The sequence below is a fragment of the Amycolatopsis echigonensis genome (genome assembly GCF_002846615.1).
Classification (GTDB): domain Bacteria; phylum Actinomycetota; class Actinomycetes; order Mycobacteriales; family Pseudonocardiaceae; genus Amycolatopsis; species Amycolatopsis echigonensis.
On record NZ_PJMY01000003.1, the window covers coordinates 3342281 to 3365401 of the forward strand.

21 protein-coding genes and 1 tRNA gene are annotated in these 23121 nt (G+C 68.7%); 9 read left to right on the forward strand and 13 right to left on the reverse strand.

Features of this window, described 5'->3' with window-relative positions:
• Positions 1-267: 267 nt before the first annotated feature.
• Both ATK30_RS20720 and ATK30_RS20725 read right to left on the reverse strand, forming a co-directional pair.
• On the reverse strand, positions 268-1542 hold the full coding sequence (locus tag ATK30_RS20720) for an IS701 family transposase (protein WP_101433821.1): 1275 nt from the start codon (positions 1540-1542) through the stop codon (positions 268-270).
• Between the two features lie 1108 nt (positions 1543-2650).
• Entirely contained in the window at positions 2651-3148 is a 498-nt protein-coding gene (locus tag ATK30_RS20725) for an Lrp/AsnC family transcriptional regulator (RefSeq protein ID WP_101437011.1), read from the reverse strand.
• Positions 3149-3339: 191 nt separating this feature from the next.
• On the opposite strand from ATK30_RS20725, the gene ATK30_RS20730 reads away from it, so the two are divergent.
• On the forward strand, positions 3340-4866 hold the full coding sequence (locus tag ATK30_RS20730; protein ID WP_101437012.1) for an APC family permease: 1527 nt from the start codon (positions 3340-3342) through the stop codon (positions 4864-4866).
• On the opposite strand, the gene lysA is transcribed toward ATK30_RS20730, so the two are convergent.
• Positions 4863-6197, reverse strand: a complete 1335-nt coding sequence (lysA, locus tag ATK30_RS20735) for a diaminopimelate decarboxylase (RefSeq protein ID WP_101437013.1) — start codon at positions 6195-6197, stop codon at positions 4863-4865. The two genes, ATK30_RS20730 and lysA, sit on opposite strands and share 4 nt — an antisense overlap.
• 210 nt (positions 6198-6407) lie before the next feature.
• On the opposite strand from lysA, the gene ATK30_RS20740 reads away from it, so the two are divergent.
• A complete protein-coding gene (locus ATK30_RS20740) occupies positions 6408-7361 on the forward strand; it encodes an RNA polymerase subunit sigma-70 (RefSeq protein WP_244194678.1) in 954 nt (317 codons plus the stop codon).
• Between the two features lie 4 nt (positions 7362-7365).
• On the opposite strand, the gene ATK30_RS20745 is transcribed toward ATK30_RS20740, so the two are convergent.
• On the reverse strand, positions 7366-8268 hold the full coding sequence (locus tag ATK30_RS20745; protein ID WP_101437015.1) for a dihydrodipicolinate synthase family protein: 903 nt from the start codon (positions 8266-8268) through the stop codon (positions 7366-7368).
• A gap of 169 nt (positions 8269-8437) precedes the next feature.
• On the opposite strand from ATK30_RS20745, the gene ATK30_RS20750 reads away from it, so the two are divergent.
• Positions 8438-9151 carry a class I SAM-dependent methyltransferase gene (locus ATK30_RS20750; RefSeq protein WP_101437016.1) on the forward strand — a complete coding sequence of 238 codons (714 nt, stop codon included), beginning with the start codon at positions 8438-8440 and terminating at the stop codon, positions 9149-9151.
• A 34-nt stretch (positions 9152-9185) separates the two neighbouring features.
• On the opposite strand, the gene ATK30_RS20755 is transcribed toward ATK30_RS20750, so the two are convergent.
• The gene (locus ATK30_RS20755) at positions 9186-10415 is read right to left on the reverse strand and encodes a M20 metallopeptidase family protein (protein ID WP_101437017.1); all 1230 of its coding nucleotides are present in this window, start codon (positions 10413-10415) and stop codon (positions 9186-9188) included.
• A gap of 76 nt (positions 10416-10491) precedes the next feature.
• On the opposite strand from ATK30_RS20755, the gene ATK30_RS20760 reads away from it, so the two are divergent.
• From ATK30_RS20760 to ATK30_RS20775, 4 genes are all read left to right on the forward strand, one after another.
• Positions 10492-10974 (forward strand): tRNA adenosine deaminase-associated protein, encoded by a 483-nt coding sequence (locus ATK30_RS20760; RefSeq protein WP_037354362.1) that lies wholly within the window; start codon positions 10492-10494, stop codon positions 10972-10974.
• A 23-nt stretch (positions 10975-10997) separates the two neighbouring features.
• Entirely contained in the window at positions 10998-11438 is a 441-nt protein-coding gene (locus ATK30_RS20765; protein ID WP_101437018.1) for a nucleoside deaminase, read from the forward strand.
• A 43-nt stretch (positions 11439-11481) separates the two neighbouring features.
• A tRNA-Ser gene (locus ATK30_RS20770) sits at positions 11482-11568 on the forward strand.
• A gap of 200 nt (positions 11569-11768) precedes the next feature.
• A complete protein-coding gene (locus ATK30_RS20775; protein ID WP_101437019.1) occupies positions 11769-12566 on the forward strand; it encodes an SAM-dependent methyltransferase in 798 nt (265 codons plus the stop codon).
• Here ATK30_RS20775 and ATK30_RS20780 read toward each other — a convergent pair.
• Complete coding sequence (locus ATK30_RS20780) at positions 12563-13132, reverse strand: hypothetical protein (RefSeq protein WP_101437020.1); 570 nt, start codon at positions 13130-13132, stop codon at positions 12563-12565. The two genes, ATK30_RS20775 and ATK30_RS20780, sit on opposite strands and share 4 nt — an antisense overlap.
• Positions 13132-13425: a hypothetical protein gene (locus ATK30_RS20785; RefSeq protein WP_101437021.1), complete on the reverse strand. Its 294-nt coding sequence runs from the start codon at positions 13423-13425 to the stop codon at positions 13132-13134. The genes ATK30_RS20780 and ATK30_RS20785 overlap by 1 nt, the downstream gene beginning before the upstream one ends.
• A gap of 337 nt (positions 13426-13762) precedes the next feature.
• Between ATK30_RS20785 and ATK30_RS20790 the strand changes: the two genes are divergently transcribed.
• Positions 13763-14689 carry a TauD/TfdA dioxygenase family protein gene (locus ATK30_RS20790; protein ID WP_101437022.1) on the forward strand — a complete coding sequence of 309 codons (927 nt, stop codon included), beginning with the start codon at positions 13763-13765 and terminating at the stop codon, positions 14687-14689.
• Here ATK30_RS20790 and ATK30_RS47135 read toward each other — a convergent pair whose 3' ends face one another.
• Both ATK30_RS47135 and ATK30_RS20800 read right to left on the reverse strand, forming a co-directional pair.
• On the reverse strand, positions 14690-15097 hold the full coding sequence (locus ATK30_RS47135; RefSeq protein ID WP_101440963.1) for a TetR/AcrR family transcriptional regulator C-terminal ligand-binding domain-containing protein: 408 nt from the start codon (positions 15095-15097) through the stop codon (positions 14690-14692).
• A gap of 627 nt (positions 15098-15724) precedes the next feature.
• On the reverse strand, positions 15725-16741 hold the full coding sequence (locus ATK30_RS20800; protein ID WP_101437023.1) for a CapA family protein: 1017 nt from the start codon (positions 16739-16741) through the stop codon (positions 15725-15727).
• A gap of 227 nt (positions 16742-16968) precedes the next feature.
• Between ATK30_RS20800 and ATK30_RS20805 the strand changes: the two genes are divergently transcribed.
• Positions 16969-19368 (forward strand): endonuclease/exonuclease/phosphatase family protein, encoded by a 2400-nt coding sequence (locus ATK30_RS20805; protein ID WP_341867354.1) that lies wholly within the window; start codon positions 16969-16971, stop codon positions 19366-19368.
• A gap of 82 nt (positions 19369-19450) precedes the next feature.
• Here ATK30_RS20805 and ATK30_RS20810 read toward each other — a convergent pair whose 3' ends face one another.
• Genes ATK30_RS20810 through ATK30_RS20825 form a run of 4 tightly spaced genes read right to left on the reverse strand, consistent with a single transcriptional unit; the run spans position 19451 to position 23091 of the window.
• Positions 19451-19795, reverse strand: a complete 345-nt coding sequence (locus tag ATK30_RS20810) for a hypothetical protein (protein ID WP_220817276.1) — start codon at positions 19793-19795, stop codon at positions 19451-19453.
• Positions 19796-19818: 23 nt separating this feature from the next.
• Positions 19819-22569 carry an FtsK/SpoIIIE domain-containing protein gene (locus ATK30_RS20815; protein ID WP_101437025.1) on the reverse strand — a complete coding sequence of 917 codons (2751 nt, stop codon included), beginning with the start codon at positions 22567-22569 and terminating at the stop codon, positions 19819-19821.
• Between the two features lie 7 nt (positions 22570-22576).
• Positions 22577-22825 carry a hypothetical protein gene (locus ATK30_RS20820; RefSeq protein WP_101437026.1) on the reverse strand — a complete coding sequence of 83 codons (249 nt, stop codon included), beginning with the start codon at positions 22823-22825 and terminating at the stop codon, positions 22577-22579.
• 5 nt (positions 22826-22830) lie between these two features.
• A complete protein-coding gene (locus ATK30_RS20825; protein ID WP_009084635.1) occupies positions 22831-23091 on the reverse strand; it encodes a hypothetical protein in 261 nt (86 codons plus the stop codon).
• Positions 23092-23121 lie beyond the last annotated feature (30 nt).

Below are 23121 nucleotides of genomic sequence, written 5' to 3' on the forward strand. Positions count from 1 at the left end.
GGCAATTTCGGCACGTGCGTCCGTTCGGGGTATTGCGAAGCTGGCGGCTCCGGCCAGTCGGTCTAGTTGGGAAGGGAGGTAATAGGCATCTTGAAGTAGCGTCGGCGTGGCGTGAATTCGTTCGGAGGTGAGTGCTGGCCCGGTCATTTCGCGGAGGCCAGCACTGTGCCGGTGAGCGGGACAATGCTTGTCATGCTGGGGACGCTCCGGAATCGGCGAGCGTTCCCGTGCCGAGGCAGGGGGTCGCTAGCGTCGTTGCTGGGGGTACTAGTACTCCAGCTGTAGTTCGTGATCGGGTGCTGGTTGTTGGTGTCGCTGCTGGTAGTGGCTTTGGCGGGAGCGGTGTTGGTGTCGTCGGCGCCAGGCGGACCAGGCCAGGATGTCGATGATCTTGCGTGCTGGTTGCAGGATGAGCTGGGCGTAGAGGTGCCTGATCTCGTTGCGTGTCAACGGGATCAGGTCCTCGGCCGACGGTGTGCTGCGAGCCTGAGCCGCGGCGATGGCGAGGAAGGCGTGCGCGAACATGACCAGGGTGGTCCAGCGGTACCAGGAGGTCCAAGTGCGGACCTGGTGTTCGTCGAGGCCGGTGAGTTCTTTGCCGGTCTGGAAGGTCTCCTCGATCGTCCAGCGCCGCCCGGCGACGCGCGCGAGGTCGGCCAGCGCGACCCGGCGGGGGCTGTAGCAGCGGTAGAACGCCGTTTCCCCGGTCCGCCGGTTACGGCGCATCAAGATCCAGTGGTATCCGGTCTTGCCTGCCGGATGCAGCCGCAGCCGGGCCCACAGGTAGTAACGGCGGCCTTTCGCGCCGGCCCCGGCGGAGAGCTTCTGCCAGGCCCGCTTCGGCAGCGCGGCGGCGCGCTCGTCGGCCCGCACGCTCTCCTCGCCCGGACCGGGAACGCGGTGGTCGCAGGCCACGGCCAGCACATAGGCCTGTTCGCGGGCCTCGAGCGGATCGCGCAGGCCGGCGGCGTCTTTGCCGTAGGCCTCGTCCCCGGTCACCCACCCCACCCGGACTCCCGCCTCCAGCGCACGAGCGATCATCGCCAAGGCCAGCCGGGATTTCGTGGTGAACAGGGTCTGCGCGGGCACTCCGGCCCGGTCCCGCCGGGCCTGGTCCTCTGCCCAGCTTTCGGGCAGGTAGAGCTCGCGGTCGATGAACGTGTGCCCGGCCGGGGTGGAATACACCAGGAACACCGACATCTGCGAGTTCTCGATCCGTCCCGCGGTGCCGGTGTATTGCCGCTGCACCCCGACCGACTCGACGCCCTTCTTCAGGTCACCGGTCTCGTCGATGACCAGCATCGCGTCCTCGACACCCAGGTGCTCGACCACGACCTCGCGCAGGTCGTCGCGGACCCCGTCCGCGTCCCATGTCGCGCGCGAGAGCAGGTTCTGCATCCCGTCCGGGGTCCGGTCTCCGACCTGCTCAGCAATGGTCCAGCAGTTCACCCGCGCCAGCCCGGACAACAGACCCTGCACGAACCGCCCGGCCCGCCGACGCGACTCCACCCGCACGAACCGCCGCCCGATCCGCACGAACATCTCACCCAGCAACGACTGCCATCGCGCAGGGTCTACGCTGGCAGCCGCGGCCGCCACATGATCTTGAGTTGTCCTCACAAACACCATGATCACGTGGCGGCCGCACCCGTCTCACACGACCCCTCCAGCAAGATCACGAACTACAGCTGGAGTACTAGCTAGGCCGGGTGCCGGGCCCGTGTCGGTGCTGGGACCCAGCGGTTGGGTTGCGGATCCCAGGCTGGCCAGCGTCGTTGCTGGGCCAGCAGCGGGGGCGCAACTGGCAGTCGGGACTGTTGCCGGAACGGATGGCTGGGGCGGAACCTCGCTGCCGGAAACAGTTCTGGTGCCGGGACGGCGTTCGGACCGGACTTCCGTAACCGGGACCAGCGCGGGAACCGAAAGGGTGCTCGATGCCTAGACCGATCCCTGGCTGCGCATCGAGATAGCCCTGTCGAAGTCCGGGACGCCAGCTGAAAGCGGGTAGCCCGAGGGCCGCGGCGTGGGACCAGGCGATGCCCAAAGGATCAGCCAATCCGTGGACGGGAGCACCGGCCGGGAGCGGCAGTCCGAGGACTGTGGCTGCGGAACCCGATGGTCCGGCCCGAGAACCAGCTGATCCAGCTCCGCGGCGAGGCCGATCCGGTCGGCGAGCCAGGCCGACGCGGCCGGAGTTCGGCCCGATCCGGACCCCGCCGCGCTAGCCCGAGGATCGCGCCCAAGGGCATCGCCCGAGGGGTCAGTCCGGGCGCGCCAGCCCAGCTACCGCGACCGACGGCCCGGCTCGGGAGCCCAGCCCAGCCCAGCTACCGCGACCAACCGCCCATCTCGGGAACCCGCCCAGCGACCAGCCGTCTGCCCGAGCCGGAAGCCCGGCCAGCGCCTCAGACCGAGAACCCCACCGAGAACCCAGTCTGAGCACGCCATCCCGCGAACCAAGCCCATGACTCAGGCGCGGACCCCGTCATCGAACCAACCGCAGGCCGAGCCATGAAACCGACCGCGGACCCAACGGCCGAACCGACCGCGGGAGTCAACCTCCGAACCGACCCGGAACCAGCCGCGAACCAGCCGCGGACCCCGCCGTCGAATCGGCCTCGAACCCAGCCGGGAAACCCAGACCCGTGGATCAGGCCGTGAGCCTTCCCCACGAATAGTCCTGTTTCGCGAGCTTCAGGTACACGAACAGTTCCGTCGAGACGACCCCCGCGATGGGCCGCACTTCGTCGCCGAGTACGGACAGGAGGTGGTCGTCGTCGCGGCAGAGCAGTTCTGCCAGCAGGTCGAAGCGGCCTGAGCAGAGTGCTATCTGGTGGACGTCGGCGACCTTGGCCAGTTGCTGGGCCACTTCGCGGGCGTCTCCGTCCACCGTGATGCCGACCATCGCCCTTCGGGTCAGGTCGACGTGTTCTGGCGAGGTCACGGCGACTATCTGCACCATTTCCTCTCGCAGCAGCCGTTGTACTCGCTGCCGCACCGCGCCCTCCGAAAGACCTACCGCTTTGGCCAGCGCGGTGAACGACGCCCTGCCGTCCTCCTGCAACAGCGTGATGAGCGTCCGATCTGTCCCGTCCAGCGCTCTCGGGGCGCGCGGTTCCTCGATTTTCGTACGGTTTTCGTCACCCATGCCGTCCCTCCCTGTGTTTCGGCATGTGATTCTTCAGACGCGCAGCGTATCGGCAGGAGCCGGAGAGCAGGAGACCCTTTCCCGTTTTCTTCTCCAGATGGCGGACATGTGCGCTCCCGCACGCCGCCGTTCTGGTGCGCGCGAACAGCGGGTACGGTCGCGGACCGCCAATCCCGAGGAGGAATATTCCCATGACCGAAGCCGTCGCCGCGCCTGTGGTTCCGGCCAAGGGGCTCCGTGCGAACGCGCTGGGCATGGTGTCTTCGACGGTGATCGGGATGTCGTCGACCGCCCCGGCTTATTCGATCGCCGCGACGCTCGGGTTCATCGTGCTCGCCGGAACGGGGTTCAAGGCCGCCGCGTTCGTGTTGCTGTCGTTCGTTCCGGTGCTGTTCGTCGCGTTCGCCTTCCGGGAACTCAACGCGGCCGAACCCGATTGCGGCACCAACTTCACCTGGGCCACCCGTGCGTTCGGCAGCCGCGTCGGGTGGATGACCGGCTGGGTCGTCCTCGTGGAACAGCTGCTGGTGATGAGCAGTCAATCCGCGCTGACCGGCCGGTACACGCTGCTGCTGTTTGGTCTAGACGACCTAGCCAACCACCGCGCGGTGACGACCGCGATCGGGTGCGTGTGGCTGCTCGCGCTGTGCTGGCTGTGCTACCGCGGCATAGAGGTGTCCGCGCGGGCGCAGTGGATCCTCCTCGGCATCGAACTCGCTGTCCTGGTGATCTTTTCCGTCGTAGCGCTCACGCGCGTCTATACCGGCACTGCGGGGCCGCAGGCGAGCACGCCGCAGTGGGACTGGTTGTGGCCGAGCGGGGTCAGCGTCGGAACAGCGGTGTCGGCGGTGCTGCTCGCGGTTTTCATCTACTGGGGCTGGGAGAGTTCGCTTTCGGTGAACGAGGAATCGGCTGATCCTCGGCACGCGCCGGGCCGGGCGGCGATCCTGTCCACTGTGCTGCTGGTGCTCAACTACCTGTCGGTGACCGTCGCTTCGCTGGCTTTCGCGGGCGTCGGCGAGCACGGGGTCGGGCTGGCCAACGAGGCGAACGCCGAGGACGTGCTCGCCGGGCTGGGCGGCGCGGTGTTCGGGACGTCCGGAGTCGGCAAGGTCATGGGGGTGCTGCTGACCGTGTCGGTGCTGACCAGCGGCGCGGCCACGAGCCAGGCGACGATCATGCCCGCCGCGCGCACGACGTTGTCGATGGCCAGCCACGGCGCGCTGCCCAAGGTGTTCGGCCGCGTGCATCCGAAATATCAGACGCCGTCGGTGACCACGTGGGCGTTTGGGTTGGTGTCACTCGCCTTGTACGTGCTGCTGGCGTTGTGGAGCCGGAACGTGCTCGCGGATTCGGTCGACGCGGTCGGGCTCACGATCGCGATCGAGTTCACGGTAACGGCGCTTGCTTGCGTGTGGGTGTTTCGCCGGACGCTGTGGTCGAGCGTGCGCAACTTCTTGCTTCGCGGCCTACTGCCGTTCGTGGGCGGCGTGTTCTTCCTAGCGGTACTGGTGCTCGCGGCGATCGCGTACGCGAAGCCTGACGCCGGAGAGGCCACTGTGTTCGGCATTGGTGGCGTCGCGGTGATTGGTGTCGTGGCGATCCTCGTCGGCTTTCCGTTGATGTTCGCCGTGCAACGCGTTTGTCGGGACTTCTTCGTCGGACGACGTCTGACGCGGGGCACCGTTGCCCGCGACGGTCAGGCCATCGAAAGCTAGCAGCGGCGAAGCAGGTCTTCTTCGGTCTCGCGGCGTACGAGAAGCGTAGCGTGACCGTCGCGTACGCCGACCAGCGGTGGGCGGCCGACGAGGTTGTAGTTCGACGCCAGCGAGTGGTGGTACGCGCCGGTGCACGGTACGGCCAACAGGTCGCCGACGTGGACGTCGTCGGGCAGGCAGACATCCGCCAGTACGTCGCCGGACTCGCAGTGTCGTCCGACCACCGTCATCGGCGTACGCGCGGCTTTTGTGCGACGGCCGACGAGACGCGCGGTGTAGCGCGCGCCGTACAGTGCGGGGCGCGGGTTGTCGCTCATGCCGCCGTCGACAGCGACGAAGGTGTGCGCGCCGCGCTTCACAGCGCACACGCGATAAACGGTGATGCCCGCCGGTCCGACGATCGCACGGCCAGGCTCGATTGTCAGGCGTGGCAAGGGGAAGCTGTGTGAAGAGCATTCGTAGCTCAGTGCGACGCGGAGGCGCCGCGCGTACCCATCGAGGTCGAAGGATGCTTCACGGTCGGCGTACGGTACCGCGTGGCCGCCGCCGAGGTCCAAGTCGCGCAACGTGATTCCGTATTGGTCGCGGATGCGAACGAGCACTTCGACCATCCGTCGGGCGGCTTCTTCGTATCGGTCCACACGGGACACTTGCGACCCGATGTGACAGTGCAGTCCGGCCAGTTGCAGGCTCGGCTGCGAAAGGACTGCTGCGACAGCGCGGTCGACGTTGTCGCGTACGTCGGGGCGTAGTGAGAAGCCGAACTTCTGTCCTTCGGTGCCTGTCGTGATCGCAGCGTGCGTGTCGCCGCTTACGCCGGGCGTGACGCGGATGAGGACGCGTTGTGCGCCGTGTGCAAGGGTGCCGAGTTGCTCAACTTCGTCGATAGAGTCGAGAACGATGCGGCCGACGCCGTACTGCAGCGCGGCTTTCAGGTCTTCGGGCGTCTTCGCGTTGCCGTGCAACAGGATGCGCTCCGCGGGAAAACCGACAGCGCGAGCGACAGCGATCTCTCCGGCGGAGCACGTGTCGAGCGACAGTCCTTCTTCGGCGACCCAACGCAACACTGCTCGCGTACAGAGCGCCTTACTCGCGAAGGCGACATCGGCCTCCGGCAGCGCACGGCGGTACGCGCGAGCCGTTTCGCGCACCTGTTCCTCGTCGAGGAGGTACGCGGGTGTACCGAAACGCGCGGCCAGGTGGCTGACCGGTGCGCCGGCGAAGAACAGCTCACCGCCTTCGCCGAGTTTCGTGCGTTGCGGCCAGAGTCCCGGTTCTAGGTGGTCGGCGGCCTCGCAGCCGAGACTCGGGAGCAGCTCGCTGAGCGTCACGGTTACCTCCGGTCGATGTCGATCGCGGCGAACATCGCCAGCACACTGCGCCGACGCCCGCGCGGAACGTCCCCGAAACGGGCCTCTGACGGTCCAGACGGTCGTGCTGACGCGTTCTTAACGCGCGAGTAACTTCCGCCACACCCTGGCTGAGCTGGGCTTTGCCGAGTTTTCCGGTGACCCGCCGTCTTATCGGACATGGTTGTACAGATGACAGACTTCGCGAGCGAAACCGAGTCGTACCGGCACGAGCTGCGGGTGCACTGCTACCGGATGCTGGGCTCGTTCGACGAGGCGGAAGACCTGGTCCAGGAGACTCTTCTGCGCGCGTGGCGCGGCCGTTCGACGTACGCGGGCCGCGCGAGCCTGTACCGGATCGCGACCAATGCGTGTCTGGACCACCTCGACGCGCATCCACGCGAGCTGCCGACGCTCGATCTGCCGGTTGCGCACGACTCCGACCTCGCGCCGCGTCCCGACGTCGCGGTGCCGTGGTTGCAGCCGGTGCCGGACAGCGCGCTTCAACCGGACGCTGTCGTCGTCGCGCTCGAGACGGTGGAGTTGGCGTTCCTCGCAGCCATCCAGCATCTTTCGCCGCGACAGCGTGCGGCGTTGGTCCTTCGCGACGTACTCGGCTGGTCCGCGCGCGAAACGGCTTCAGCGCTCGGTACGACGCCTGCATCGGTGAACAGCAATGTGTTGCGCGCACGGGCTGAGCTGCGGGAGCACTTGCCTACGCGACGGACGGAGTGGGCGTCGGCGTCTGCCAGCGACGAGGAGCGCGCTGTCGTCGCGAAGTACGTGAAGGCGCTCGTAGAGCACGACGAAGCGGCCTTCGCTGAACTGTTGCGCGAAGACGTGCGTTGCAGCCACGCTCCCGGCGCTGGCGGGCACATGGGACCGGAACCAACGTGGTACGCGGGTCGGGCCGCAGTGCTCGAAGCCTGGGCACCGGCGTTGCGTGGCGGCGACGCTGCCGAGTTCCGCGTGGTCGAGACGCGCGCGAACGGTGTGCCTGCGCTCGCCACTTACGCGCACGCAGACGGCGAGTTCCGGCCTTTCGGATTGGTGACGTTGCGCCTGGACGGCGGTCGCGTCGCGGAGGTGACTACCTTCGGTCCGGAGGTGTTCCGGGCTTTCGATCTTCCGCCGACGCTCGCCTGACGCGTTACGAAAGCCCCCACGAGGACAGGATTCCGAACAATTCGTCCCGTTCGGCGGCGGTCAGCAGGCGACTCGGCGGCCGCACGTCGGGGCGGCACAGGCCGAGTTGCGACAGCGCGTCCTTGACCACGCTGACGTTGTTGGCGTTCCCGTGCGCGGCGCGCATCTCCTCGAACGGGCGGATGCGGTCCCAGATCTCCATCGTACCGGCGAAATCGTGGTTGCGCAGGCGGCGGAACAGGTCGAGCGACATCTGCGGCGCGACGTTCACCAGACCGGAGGTGAACCCCGTCGCGCCGACTGCGAAGTACCCAGGGGCGGACAGTTCGGCGAGGCCGGCGATCCACACGAAGCGCTCGTACCCCGCGTCGCGCGCGACGGTGCGGAAGCGCACCGGATCCGGCACGGCGTACTTCACGCCGAGCACGTTCGGCGCGGCGTCGGCGAGCTGTGCCAGGTCTGAACCCTCGATGGCGGGGTTGCGCACGTACAGGACAACCCCGAGCTCGGGCACTTCGTTCGCGATAGCGCGGTGGTAGTCGATCCAGCCCGCGCGCGACACGTACGGGTGCACAGGCTGATGGATCATCACCATGTCCGCGCCGGAAGCGCGCGCGTGCTTCGCGGCGTTCACGGCTGTACGCACGTCATGGCCGACGCCAGCGAGGACGCTCGCCTCACGCGCGGCCTTCGTGGCGACTTCGAGACACTGTCGCGTTTCTTGCTCGTCGAGCGCGTAGAACTCGCCGGTGTTGCCGTTCGGCGTGACGACCTCGACGCCGCTCAACACGAGCCGTTCGACGAGCCGCTCGTACGTCTCGGAGTCCACGTCGCCGGCTGCGGTGAAGGGAGTAACCGGGATCGCCACCACGCCGGCGAGCCGCTGTCGCTGTTTCTCGAACGCCACGAGCAGATCCGATCTGATATATGATGTCTCAACATCGGCAGCGTAACACGAGGATGTCCGGGACGATCGTCCTGATTTGTGGGATGTGCGTCCCAGATCGGTGCCGTCAGCTGCGCGGACCTCGGGAAAACGGGATGAGCGGAGGGGAACCGCTGGGTACCGTGGCCGGATGCCGGACGCGATCTTCGCCCATCCCCGCCTCGCGTCGATCTACGACGCGTTCGACGGCGACCGGGCAGACCTGCTCGCGTACGTCCGGATCGCCGACGAGCTGGCCGCTCGCCGGGTGCTCGACGTCGGCTGCGGGACCGGCTGCCTGGCGGTCTTGCTTGCTGAAACCGGGCGCACCGTCGTTGGCGTCGACCCGGCCGAGGCGTCGCTCGACCTCGCGCGAGCGAAGGACTCCCGGGTCGAATGGCGGCTCGGAGACGCGACGACCCTGCCTGCGCTGAACGCGGATCTCGCCGTGATGACCGGAAACGTCGCGCATGTCTTCCTGACCGACGACGACTGGGCCGCGACGCTCCGCGGCATCCGGACGGCGCTGGGGCCCGGCGGGTATCTGGTGTTCGAGACTCGTCGGCCGGGTTACCGCGCGTGGGAGACCTGGGACGCGCCGCCGCGTACCCGCGAAGTGCCGGGAATCGGCGCGGTGGAGGAACGCTTCGAGGTCACCGAGGTCCGGCTGCCGCTCGTCTCATTCCGCATCACCTACACGTTCCTGGCGGACGGAAGCGTGGTCACCTCGGACTCGACCCTCAGATTCCGCGGCCAGGACGAGGTGGAGACGAACCTGCGCGAGCAGGGCTACCGAGTCCTGGACGTCCGGCAGGCGCCCGACCGGCCGGACCGCGAGTTCGTCTTCCTCGCGCAAGCCGAGTGAAACCGGCCCGCCCCGGTCAAGGGCGGGCCGGAGCTCAGCGCAGGGCGTCCAGCGCGAACGCCGTGTACATGGCCACCCCGGCGGCCATCGCCGGTTCGTGGAACTTCACCCGGTTCGAGTGGTTGTCCTCGGTCGTCGCCGGATCCGCGCCCGGCTCCCGGGCCCCGATGAACGCGAACGTGCCCGGAACCCGTTGCAGCACATACGAGAAGTCCTCCGCGCCCATGACCGGCGTGGCCAGCTCCTCGACGTTGCCCGCTCCCAGCACCTCCGCGGCCAGCGAAAACACCTCGGCCGCCACCGCCGGGTCGTTGACCGTCGTCGGGTAGCCCGGGTCGACTCCGGCGGACACGCGACAGCCGTGGGCCGCTCCGACCGCCTCGCACACCTTCGGCAGTTCCTCGCGGACGAACGAACGCGTCGACTCCGACAGCGTGCGAATGGTCCCCTCGAGCACCGCCCTCTCGGGAATGATGTTCGTCGTCGTCCCGGCCTCGATGCGGGTCACCGAGACCACCGCCGGGTCGAAGACGCTGATCCGGCGCGTGACCATCGTCTGCAGTGCGCTGACCATCGCCGCCGCGGCCGGGACGGGGTCGATGGCGTCGTGCGGGGCGGAACCGTGCCCGCCGCGGCCGGTGACCTCGACGCTGAACGTGTCCGCCGACGCCATCATCGGCCCGCCGCGCACCTGCAGCACCCCGCTCGGGCTGTTGGCGATCGTGTGCAGGCCGAAGGCTCGCGTGACGCGCGTGCCCGCCGCGTCCAGCACTCCTTCGTGGATCATGTGCCGCGCGCCGTGCATGCCCTCCTCGCCCGGCTGGAACATGAACACCACCGAGCCCGCCAGGTCGTCGACGCGCTCCGACAGCAGCCGCGCCGCGGAGGCGAGCATCGCGACGTGCGTGTCGTGTCCGCAGGCATGCATCGAACCGGCGATCTCGGACGAAAACTCCAAGCCGGTGTCTTCGGTCAGCGGCAATGCGTCCATGTCGGCCCGCAACAGCACGGCCGGCCCGGGACGGGAGCCGCGCAGCACGCCGGTCAGCGACGTCGTGGAGCGGCCCTCGGTGAGTTCGATCGGCAGGTCAGCCAGCGCGGCGCGGATCGCCGCCTGGGTGCGCGGCAGCTGCAAGCCCTGTTCAGGGTGCCGGTGCACCGCGCGGCGAAGCTCGACAGTGCGGTCCTGAAGCTGCCGCGCGGCGTCGAGCAGCCCGGCGTGGCGATTGCCGGGCAGGGTGGGGAGGTCGGTGGGTCCGGTCATGGCTCGATAGTGGCACCTCGCACGCTTCAGGCGCACCGTGCGTGCGTTCGCCAGCGAGGCGGAATACGGTGTGCGCATGGCGGTGCAAGAGCCGGTCACGGGCTTCGCGATAGCTGTGGTCCGTGAAGACGGTCGGTGGCGGTGCAGTGCGCTCGATTCCTCGGCGCTCACAGAGTTGGACGCGGCGATCACCGAGCTGGGCAAGCTCCGGTCGACCGGGGCGGCGTTCGGCCTGCTGGCCGTCGACGACGAGTTCTTCGTGATCGTCCGGCCGAGCCCGAGGGGACCGTCGCTGCTGCTGTCGGACGCCGCCGCGGCGCTCGACTACGACATCGCGGCCGACGTCCTCGACGTGCTGCGCGTCGACCCTCCCGACGAGGACGACGACGCCGTCTGGCCCGAGGGCGACCTCGAAATCCTGGCCGACCTCGGCCTGCCCGGCGGCGAACTGGAGGTGATCGTCGGCGAGGTCGACCTCTACCCGGACGAACAGCTCCAGATGATCGCCCAGCGGTGCGGCTTCGAGGCCGAGTTCTCGAAACTGCTGGACCAGCTCTGAGACGGCCGGACGACACCGAGGCCGTGCGGGCCGCGCTGGACGCGGCCCGCGCCCCCGGTGCCGACGTGCCCATCGGCGCGGTCGTCTTCGACCCCGACGGGCACCCGCTGGCCTCGGCCCGCAACGCGCGCGTCGAGCTGGCCGACCCGACCGCGCACGCGGAAATCCTCGCTCTCCGCGCGGCGGCCCGCGAGTACGGCGACGGCTGGCGGCTGGAGGGCTGCACACTCGCGGTCACGCTGGAGCCCTGCACGATGTGTGCCGGCGCGCTCGTGCTCGCCCGGGTGGCGCGGCTGGTCTTCGGAGCCTGGGAGCCCAAGACCGGCGCGGTGTCGTCGCTGTGGGACGTCGTGCGCGACCGCCGCCTCAACCACCGGCCGGAAGTCCACGGCGGAGTGCTCGAAAGCGACTGCGCGGCCCTGCTCGAGACGTACTTCGCGGACCGCCGTCCAGGCGGCGAGTAACCCCCGCCGCACCCCGCGGAGGGGGTCCGGTATTGTTCTCGGCGGTGGCGTGTCCGAGCGGCCGAAGGAGCACGACTCGAAATCGTGTGACGGTTGATCCCGTCCGTGGGTTCAAATCCCACCGCCACCGCTCGCGAGTGGGCGAGCCATGTCGACGGAAAGCGTCGACGTGGCTCGCTCGCCTTGTTTCTGGGGGTGCAACCCCCAGGCCCCGCCCGGAGGGGCTTCGCCCCCCGGACCCCCCAGCCGGGTGGGTCGCCTTCCGTTTCTTGGTTGCGGTTCGTTGTTGGTAGCGGTGGTGCTTGGGGGTTGCGTCCGTAGGGTGGGGGTATGGGCGAGGAGCTTCCGCCGGTGGGCAGGACTGCGGTTGGGGTGGCTGGGCTTCGGGCGTTGGAGAGCGGGCGGCCGGATCGGTTGTTCGAGGATCCGTATGCGGGCGCGTTCTTTCACGCTGGGCGGGCGATCTTCGAGGGCGAGCAGGAGCGCCACCGCGGGCTGGGGATGGTGTTCGCGCAGCAGGTCGCGGTCCGCACCCGGTTCTTTGACGACTTCGTGAGCGGCGGACACCAGACGGTGCTTCTCGCGGCCGGTCTTGACGCTCGGGCGTTCCGGCTCGACTGGCCCGACGGTGCGCGCGTGTTCGAGGTCGACCTGCCGGACGTGCTCGCGTTCAAGGAAACCGTGCTGGCCGAACAGGGGGCGCGGCCTCGGTGCGAGCGCACGGCGGTCCCGGTCGATCTGCGCGACGACTGGGGCGCGGCGTTGAGAAACGCGGGATTCGCCCCGGAGCGGCCGACTGTCTGGCTCGCCGAAGGGCTGCTCGTCTACTTGAGTCGGGACGAGGCGGAGCGGCTGCTCACGGGTGTCACGGAGATGTCCGCGCCGGGCAGCCGGATTTCGTTCGAACACCGGCCGGACGGCGAGCGGGACGGACTGCTGGAGCGGGCACGCGAAGTCGGCGGCGAGGTGACGGCGCTCTGGCGCGGCGGTCTCGCGGGCGACGGTCCGGAGTGGCTCGCCGCGCACGGCTGGCAGCCGGAAACCGTTACGGTCGCGGAACTTGCCGTCCGATACGGACGTGAGCCGCTGGACATCACGCGCGGCGGATTCGTGACCGCGACCCGCTAATTCTCTTCCTGCAGCACCGGTGTTCCGAAGGCGTCGAGGAAAGTCGTTGCCTCTCCTATGGTCGCGACGCCGCGAGCGACCGCTTCCGCGATGGTCCCGCACGCCTCCCGCACCGCTGGCTCGGCGGAGCGGTCGCCGGCCAGCAACGCGACGGCCGCCGGGGACACTCCTTCGGCGATCAGCATCACCTGCGCCGCGGTCTGATCCGCCAGCCGGTCAAGCAATTCCGCCAGATCCAAGCCGACCGACGCCGTACGCGCGGCGGCTTCGGCGGCCTGCCGGTAGTACGCGTCGAGTTCGTCCGCGCTGCCCCGGAAACGCGCGGCCGGTTCGCCGCCCCATTTGCGTTCCGCGCTGTGCGCGCCGCGTTCGAACTCCAACCGCGCCATGACCAAAACGTCGCGGCCGGCCGACAGCGTGCGCGCCGATTCGCGGATCGTCTGCGGGGAACAGTCGATCTGACGCAGCGCGGCGATCGGATCCGGTGCGCCGATCGCGGCGGCCGCGGCACCCAAAGAAGCCAACCCGGCGGCCGCGTTTTCCAGCGCCGGGTGGAGGAACGGCATCAACTCAGCAGCGCCGTCGCGATCGTCGGGCGGTGGTGGTGGCCGCGGGCGGCCATCCGCAGCTGACCGGCGAGATCGGACGTCGCGTCGCCGAGCATGCGCGCGTCGATGTCGCGCGCGGCGAGCGCCGCCTCCCACCGGGCGGCGATTTCCCGCGCTGGTGCGGAAATACCCCACGGCGTCGATTCGAGGCGGGCTTCGGAAAACCGGCCCGCCGCACGGTCCGCGTCGGCAGCCGCTCGATCGAGCGCGTCCGCGGCGGCGTTGAGCCGCTCGCTCGTCGAACCTGCCATGGGGACCTCCGCTTTCCAGGAGAGCGCGAACCGCGGTCCGCCACCCTCTGGAGAGATCTAACCCCATCGAGGTCGTCCAGGTCACTCGGCCGGGCGTGCGACTGTTTCACATCGTGGGGAGCCTTGACCTGGTGATCTGTACCCCGTCAGAATTGGACTCATGCCAGAGACCCGGGAAGTGCCGCTAGCCGGCCGTGCCCCGGCACGGACGGACGGCGAGGGCGTAGCCGCTCTCCTCACGCGTCGCGGTCGTCTCGGCTCTCCTCCCGCGTAGGCGATTTTCCGCTGTTCTTTTCGTTGCCACAGCCGAATTCACCTATTCTTCGGGAGTACCGCCATGTCTGTAGACCTGCCTGCCCGCCTGCGCTCGTCCGTCACCCCGGACGACGGGATCCTCGAAGGCCCGCGCGTGCTGCGCCGCCTTCCGGACGGCGTTGAAGAACGTCCCTACGAGCTTTTCGCCCTTCGCCCGCTCGGACGAGTGATCGGCGCGGAAATCTCCGGAGTGGACCTCGGCGCGCCGGTGTCGCCGCGGCTGCGGGCCGAACTGAACCGCGCGCTGCTGGAGTGGAAGGTGCTGTTCTTCCGCGACCAGCACATCACGTCGCAGCAGCAGCGCGCGTTCGCCGCGAACTGGGGTGAGCTGGAAACCAACCCGTTCATCCCGCGGGGAGATTCCGACCAGGTCGTGCGGTTCACCCGCACCGCCGGGATGCCCGGATACGAAAACATCTGGCACACCGACGTCACCTGGCGGCCGAATCCGGCGCTCGGTTCCGTGCTGCGGCTGGTCGAGGTCCCGCCGATCGGCGGCGACACGATGTGGGCCGACATGGCCGCCGCCTACGACAACCTGCCCGCCGACGTCCGCGAGCGGATCGACGGCCTCACCGCGGTGCACGATTTCGTCCCCGGTTTCGACCGGTTCACCGACCCGGACCTGCTGGCCCAGTGGCAGGACGCGTACCCGCCGGTCGAACACCCGGTGGTGCGGATCCATCCGGAGACCGGACGGCGGACGTTGTTCGTGAACCAGGCGTTCACCACGCACATCGTCGGCCTCGACCGCGCCGAAAGCGACCGGCTGCTGCGGTATTTGTTCCTGCAGGCGCACACGCCGGAATTCCAGGTGCGGTTCCGCTGGGAGCCGGATTCGGTGGCGTTCTGGGACAACCGCGCGACCCAGCACTACGCGGTGAACGACTACCACCCGCACGTCCGGATCGCCGAGCGCGTCGCGATCGTCGGGGACCGGCCGTACTGATCACCGCGCGACGCCGGTGAGCACGGTGTCGACAAGTCGTTCGAGATAGGCGTCGTCGGCGAGTTCGCCTCGGTCGTGGGCACGGTCGAAGAGGACCTGCTCACGGCCGAGGCGGTCGGCGAAGAACCGTCCGGCGGCCTCGGCGGTTGCGGGCCGGCCCGGCAGCGCGGAGACGACGGCCGTGATGACGCGCCCGCTCGCCGGATCGGACAGCAGGCGGTGGATCTGCTTCGCCAGTTCGAGGAGATCGCGGCGCAGGGAACCGGTGTCGGGGATCGTGAAGGTGAGCTCAGGAGCCTGCGCGAGGGCGTCGGCGAGGACCTCGTCTTTGGTCGCCCAGGTGCGGTAGATCGTCGTTTTGTGGACCCCGGATTGAGCGGCGACCGCTGACGACGGCGCTTCCTTCAGCGCGTGGCTGCTCCGCCGGGTTCTTCCCGCAGAAGTCGCCGAACCGGTTCTCGCCGCGGTACCCCGGACAGGTGCTTCTGCTCAACGCCGTCACGACCACTTCCGCCTTGGCGAGCGCCGGTTTTTGGCTGCGGGTCGGGACGGGCACCGCAGATCGTGCCGGGAGCTGGCCATTACCTGTCGCTTACACACGGAGAGATATGCGCGCGCGTGGTAAACAGCGCCGCGACGGCTCTTGCCGGCAGCTAATGCTCACGAGTGGCGAGGCAGGCCGCCTTCCTCCCCTGCTCGCGCTCCCCCGCGCGGTCAAGGCGGCGCCTCGCCACTCGCGAGGCTTCCCCGGGGCAAATCCGTGGAGCCGCGGTCGCGGGAGAAGCGGAAAGTCCCGCGCCCGCGGCTTTTTTCCCGGGTGGCGGCACCCGCGCACTCGACGACGGTCAACCCCCACGTGACCGTGTCGCCTCCCCCTGCGGGGTGCTACCCGTGAGCGCCGGGGCGGCCCGAAAGTGGTCTGGGCCACAGTTTCCGCGCTCATCGGTAAAGTACTCCCGCGAGGTACCCGTCGACCCCGGGCTTGAGCTGCATTTAAGGCAGATGCGCCGTCCGGGTGACGGCGGGGACGGCGGGTCAGCCGCGAAGTCCTTCGACTGTCGCGAAACCATCACTGACCGTCACGTTCGTGCCGCGCCGCGCGGACAACCCGACGAACCGCCGCAGCGCTTCGTCGGCGTTGGCTCCCGTCAACGGTACGCATTCGTTGTCTTCGCCGCGGCGAATCGGCACTAATTCGACCCGCATCTGGTCGCCGACGACGCAACCCGCGAGCAGGCCGTCACGGTGCCGGTCGCGCATGGCCGGCCAGTCGAAGACGAGGTTGCCCAGGCTGTAGAGGATCGGGCAGCCGCGATACACCTCGATCGGCTGCACGGTGTGCGGTCCGTGTCCGACGACCAGATCGGCGCCGGCGTCGATGATCGCGTGCGCGTAGGTCACCTGGTATTCGGCCAGTTCGTCGCCGGGGAGGCCCCAATGCATCGACACGACGACGTGGTCGGCCTCGGCGCGGGCGCGGCGGATGTCGGCGAGCAGCAGCTCCAGGTCGCGGCGGACCGGCGTGGTGTGCACGATTGGCGGGCGGCCGGGGACGTCGAGGACGCGCGGATCAGGTTGGTACGACGTGTAAGCGCCCGCCACGGCGACGCCCGGCGAGTCTTCCGTCGCCTCCTGCCCGACGGGCCAGCACAGCGAGGTGTAGGCGAGGAACGCGATCCGGCCGCCCGATCGTTCGAGGATCGCCGGCGCGTGTGCTTCCGCGAGGTTCGCGCCCGCGCCGCAGTGCGCGATTCCGGCGCGGTCGAGCACGGCGAGGCTCGCCATCGCCGCCGCCGGCGGGTAGGTGACGTTGTTGGCCACCGACACGACGTCGATCTCGGCGGCGGTCAGCGCGGCGACCATCTCCGGCGGCGAGTGCCGCCAGTTCGGCTTGTGCGGGATGTCCAGACCGGTCGAGCCGGACAGCGGTCCCTCGAGATTCACGAACCGCACATCGGCGCCGGTGAGCAGCGAGCTCAACGGGGCGAACGCCGTTTCCGGGTTCGCGCGGCCCTGAAGGTTGACGTCTCCGCCGAGTACGAGCGTGATCATTGCGTCAACCCGTCCAAAGGAGGAAATCCTCCCAGCTCGTTACGAATCGTTGCCCTTTCGTCTTCCTCTGCGTCGCTTGTTCGGGGGACGATGCCTCGACCGTTGAGATGCAGAGGGGACTCAGGGTGACCATATCCCGTCGTCCTGCCGGGGGTAGAAGCGCCGGTGGGACAAGACTGACCAGAGGCGCGATTGCCGTCTCCGCCGCGGCTCTCGCACTGGGCGGAGTGGCCGCGCCCGCTTCGGCGGCACCGAGCGCGGACGCCCTGATCGCCGAGGTCTACGGCGGTGGCGGCAATTCCGGGGCCACGTTGACCAACGACTTCATCGAGCTGGCCAACCACGGCGGCGCGCCGGTCGCGCTCGACGGCTACAGCGTCCAGTACCTGCCGGCTTCGGCGAGTGCGTCGAGCAAATGGCAGGTCACGCCGCTCGCCGGATCGGTCGCGCCGAAGGGCCGCTACCTCGTCGCGGAGGGGAAGGGGAACGGCGGCACGGTCGCGCTGCCGACGCCCGACGCGACCGGGAGCATTGCGATGTCCGCGACCGCCGGCACCGTCGCGCTCGTGTCCGACAGCGCGCCGCTGACCTGCAAGACCGCCGCTGACTGTGCCGCGGACAGCCGGGTCAAGGACCTCGTTGGCTTCGGCGATGCCGTTGTCCGCGAAGGAACTCCGGCCGCCGCGCCGTCGAACACGACCTCGGTCGCGCGCGCGGCGACGCTTGCTGACACCGACAACAACAGCACGGACTTCGCTGTCGGCGACCCGACGCCCACCAACACCAAGGGCGAGACCACCGGCACCCAGCCCGGCGACCCGGGTGTTCCGGCGAAGATCCACGACATCCAGGGCATCACGCGGATTTCGCCGTTCAAGGACAAGCAGGTCGAGGACGTCACCGGCATCGTCACCGCGGTACGGAGCTTCGGCTCGGCCCGTGGGTTCTGGATGACCGACCCGCATCCGGACAGCGACCCGCGCACCAGCGAGGGACTCTTCGTGTTCACCGGGTCGACCACTCCGGCAGTGGCGGTCGGCGACGCGGTCACCGCGCAGGGCAAGGTGAAGGAGTACTACCCGGACGCGCCCGCGACCTCGAACTACCAGTCGCTGACCGAGCTGACCAGTGCACAGTGGACAGTCGACTCGCAGGGGAATCCGCTGCCGGCTCCGACGGTGCTGACGCCGGATCAGGTGCCGGATGTGCTGGCCCCCAACGCGGGCGGCAACATCGAATCGCTGCCGCTTGAGCCGTCGAAGTACGCGCTGGACTTCTGGGAATCGCACGAAAGCGAGATCGTCCAGGTATCTGACGCGCGCGTGGTCGGCCCGAGCAACAAGTACGGCGAGCTTTACGTGACCACTAAGCCGCAGCAGAACCCGACGCCGCGCGGTGGCACCGTGTACCTGGGATATGACAAGATCAACACTGGCGTGCTGAAGGTTCAGTCGATCATTCCTTCCTCGCAACAGGTGGCCCCGAAGGTCAACACGGGCGACGTGCTCACCGGCGTCACCTCCGGTCCGGTGGAGTACAGCAACTTCGGCGGGTACACGCTGTTCGCTTCGAAGCTGGGTGCGGCCAAGGACAACAAGCTGCAGAAGGAAACCACGCGCAAGCAGCGTCCGGGTGAGCTTTCGGTGGCGACGTACAACGTCGAGAACCTCGCACCGTCCGATTCGGACACCAAGTACGCGCAGCTCGCACACGGCATCGTCGACAACCTCGCGACGCCGGACATCGTTACCCTGGAGGAAATCCAGGACAACAGCGGCGCGACCGACGACGGAACGGTGGACGCCGACGCGACGCTGAAGAAGTTCACCGACGCGATCGTCGCCGCGGGCGGACCGCGGTACCAGTGGCGGCAGATCGACCCGGTGAACGACGAGGACGGCGGACAACCGGGCGGCAACATCCGGGTCGGCTTCCTGTTCAACCCGTCGCGCGTGTCCTTTGTGGACCGGCCGGGTGGCAGCCCGACCTCTTCGGTGGGCGTGGTTTCCGACCACGGCAAGGCACACCTGACGCAGTCGCCGGGCCGGGTCGACCCGGGCAACGAGGCCTGGGAGGACAGCCGCAAGCCGCTGGCCGGCGAGTTCGTGTTCCGCGGCCGCACGGTGTTCGTGCTCGCCAACCACTTCAACTCGAAAGGCGGCGACCAGCCGACCCACGGCCGTTACCAGCCGCCGACGCGCAGCTCCGAGGTGCAGCGGCAGAAGCAGGCAACCGTCCTGCAGGGATTCGTGGCGCAGCTGCTCAACGCGGACCCTCGGGCGAATGTCGTGGTCGCCGGTGACCTGAACGACTACCAGTTCTCGCCCGCGCTGGCGAAGCTGACGTCGGGTGGGCTGCTGAAGGACCTGATTTCGACGCTGCCGCCGGCTGAGCGGTACAGCTACGTGTACGAGGGCCAGTCGCAGGTGCTTGACCACATCCTGGCGTCGGCTGCCCCGCGTGGCGTGGACTATGACGTGGTGCATGTCAATGCCGAGTTCGCTGACCAGGCGAGCGACCACGACCCACAGGTGGTGCGGTTCCGTCCTTCGGCGGGGAACCCGTTCGAGGACTGGGCTAACGACGTGCTCGACCAACTGGATCGGGTGCTGCACCGGACGGCGTAGTTAGTTGTCCGTGAAGGGCTCCTTGCGGGAATCAGCTTCCCTCGAGGAGTCCTTCACGGACGTTGACCGTCCCAGCGCGGGCTCAGCGTTTCGCGCGCCACCCAAGTCCCAGCACCGCCTGGACCAGTTCCTGGTAGCTCGGCTTGACCTCTTCCAGGTACCGGTCCAAATACTGCGGCCGGGCAGTAGTCACCGGCTCCGGGTCGTCCAGCGCTTCCACGAAACTCAGCCGGGAAACGTTGTGCAGCGCCATCTTCCACCACCGCTTAGCGCGTTCTTGGGCCTTTTCCTCCCGATCCCGCGCGGCGGCCACCGCGGCTTGCGCGTCCACTAGTTGACGCTCGATTTCGTCCGCTCGTGCCAGTTCCCACGCGCGCAGGTTGTCCGCCGAACCGCGGGCCAGGCCTACGATTTCCTTGTACCGCATGGCGGGGCTGGGAGTTCCTTCGGTCACGACGTACCTCCCGCGGTCGGCTCGGTTTCCGGGCGCTGGAACGGGATGATGACTTCCGGCGCCCCGTGCGTGGTGCGGTCGAAGAACAAGGCCCGGCCCGGTCGTGGCGACCAATGCACGACCTGACCCGCGGCGAAGGGCGACAGTTCGTTGCCTTGGACGTCCAAAGCGGCCCACGCGCCGATGTCGTCCGTGCCGCCGAAACCGAGGGTGTCTTTGAGCCGTGCGATGCTGCGCCACCAGCCGATGGTGTGCACGCCGTGTGCCGGGCCGTTTTTGAGCAGCGTGCGCAGGTGGTCGAGGCCGCTCTTCAGCTGTCCGACGGCTTTTGCTTCCAGCGACGGCAGCGCGGCGTCCACCCCGTATAGCAGCAGAATGCGCGGCGTCGTGGTGGAAAGCGATTCGACGATCGATTCCAGTTCCGCGGAAAGGTCTTCGGTGAGCGTCGCGAGATGCCCCTCCGCCTCCAGCCGGCTCTTCAAGTCCAGCACCGCCGGAGAGCTGGCCACGATCGGGCAGTGAAGCAGGAACTCCACCTGTCCGAGTTCCATTTGCCGGGAAAGCGAGCGGGCTGCGGAGTCCATAATGGACAAAGCTTCCGCGGTCGCCCCGCCGAGCACCGCGACGTTTCGGCCGGGGACCCGGGGCAGGTCGACACCGCAGGCGGCCTCGGTGACGTCGATCGACTGGCCCAGGATCGCCCGCGGCTGCGCGTTCGGCTTGAGTTCCGTGAAGGCCGGGAACTGTTCCAGCACCGGCGAATGCGCACCGTCGAACAGGCGCGGCCGGGTGAATCGCCCAGCGTAGAGTTCCCACAGCTTCTGCTGCAGGTTCACGAAAACGTTTCGACTGCTCGCATCCGGGACGTGCGCGAGCTGGTTGCCGTGCGCGACACCGGAATCGTGGTTGATCACCGCGTGCCACTTGGGTGCGGACACCGCCGCGTTGTTCGTTTCCGCAAGCACCCGGCGAGCCTTCGGCATCGCGATGCGCAGCGTGCACTGTTCGAAGACCGCGGGCTTGCCCCAAAAGGCTTCGATACCGGCGACGTCTTGACTGGCCAGCACCAGGTGAATGCCCTGCGAACGCCCGCGGCGCGCGATGTCTTCGAGCAATTGCGTGGCCTGCGCGGTGACCTGGTCGCGTCCGGCGAAGAGGTACTGGAACTCGTCGATCACCGCGACGATCCGCGGCCAGTGTCCGCTCGGATCCTGTTCCCGCAGGTCAGCCAGGTTCGTGACCTCGTGCTCCTTGGCCGCGGCGGAGCGGCGGCGCAATTCGTCGGCGAGGAAGCGCAGCAGCGCCAACCCGAATTCGCGGTCGGTGTTGACGTTGACGCCGACCAGTTTCGCGTGCGGCAGCCAGCTGGAGTCCTTGCGGCCGGGCGCGAGACCGGCGAACGAGACCCCTTCCTTGAAGTCCAGCAGGTACAGCGCCAGCTCATCCGGCGAGTACCGCGCGGCGAGACTGCCCAGCAACGCGTACAGGAAGTTCGTTTTCCCCGAACCGCTCGGGCCGCCGATGAGCGCGTGCGGACTCGCGTCGCCGATCACCACCTCGACGGCTTCGCCCTCGTAGAACCCGATCGGCGCGCGCAGCTCCCGAGCGGAACTCTCCTGGCCGATCTCGGACGGCATCAGGTCGGCGAACGAGCGAGGGCCGCCCTGGCGGGCGATCAGCGCTTCGGCGATGCGATTCGCCGCGCGGATGACCTGTCCGGACGGCATCGGCGGATCCAGGTCCACGACCAGGTCGCTGCCGGTCATGCTGCTGACCGCGCGGCGTTCGTCCAGCAGGCTGAGCGTTTCGATCGACGCGCTCACCGCGGTGGGCACGTCCACCAGGATCAGGCAGATCCCGGCCGCGAGCGCGCCGCTGGCCACGCGTTTGAGGTCGCGCGCGCGTTCCGCGTCCAGAGTTTCGCCGTTGCCGTACAGCACCGCGATCCGGTACGGCTCCAGCCGCTGGTTGGTGGCTTTTCGCAGTTCCCGCAACGAGGTGTGGCCCGCCTGCATGCCGGTGGCGTGGATCCGGCGGATGTGCCCGGCGAGCTCGTCGAGCAGATCCTCCAGCCGCGTCGGGTCATACAGCGACAGCGCGCTTGTGCGGCTGAGCGGGTACAGGTCGGGCAGGATCGCGGTGAGCTGCCCGACGTCCCACAGGTGGATTTTCACCGCACCGGGCTCGAACGCCGACAGCACGCGCATCAGCAGGCCCTGCACGATCCCGTCCACGACCGGCCGCGTTTTCGGCGCGGACGTGATGGCCAGATGCGATTCGTCCAGCAACGGCACGGCGACGTCGAATGTGCGCGAGATGTCGCTGCCGGCGGCAGTAGCCGAACCGACCCGCCACAACGCGGGTGCGGTGACGCCGGGATTCGTGCCGACACGGCCGAGCCATTCGCTCGGCGGCCGTCCGGCCGGGCCCGGCGCGTGCGCGGCGACGAGGTCGCGCAACTGGCCGGGACCGGCGCTCCAGTCGGTGTAGAAGGCGGCGCGGGTGCCGCCGAGCGCGGCGAACACCTCGTGCGCCGCCGGATGCCGGGCCCACTCCGTCTGCTGCGCCGGGGTGGCGTGATCCATGCCGACCCGGACGATCTCCTGTTCCAGTGTCAGCCGCGCCACCTCGGCCTCGGCCATTTCGCGCGCGCCCGCCGCGGCCCCGAGCACGAGCCCGATCTGGTGCCGGACCCGGTCGAGAGCGGTTTGCACACGGTTGCGTTGCTCGGCTGCCTTGCTGGCCATCTCATCCCTACAGGCGTGACTGGTATCCGCCCACTAAATCGTCGGCGGCGGCTAAACGGGTGAGGAGATGCTCGATCGCCTCGTCGGCCTGCGCCCATTGCCCCGGCAGCCACGGATCTGCCTTGGCCTGCGCGTCGACGAGCGCGCGCCGGGCGTCGCCGAGCAGCGTTCTCGCCCGCTCGGCGTGCGCCCGTCCGTCGCCGACCCCCGCTCGCGCGGCGGTGAGCAACTGGTGGATTTCGGCGAGCCCCGACATCGGCGTTAAAGCCGCGCCGAGTAGGAATCGGCCGACGAGATGCCGGCCTGGATGGTGCTCTGCATGCCGGTGATCCCTTGCAGCGCCTCGGCGAGCAGGCCGTGCGCCTGGTTCACCTCGTGCTGGCTGCTGCCCTGGGTGGCTTGGGACAGCGACAGCTGTGCTTCTTCGAGCGCCTGCGCTGCCTGCTGCAGTGCGGCGATGCTCGCGGACGCCTTCTCGTTCGCGAGCGCGATACCAGCGCGGATCTCTTCCACTCCGGCCATGGGGGCGGGCTCCTCGGTACGTCAGGGGCT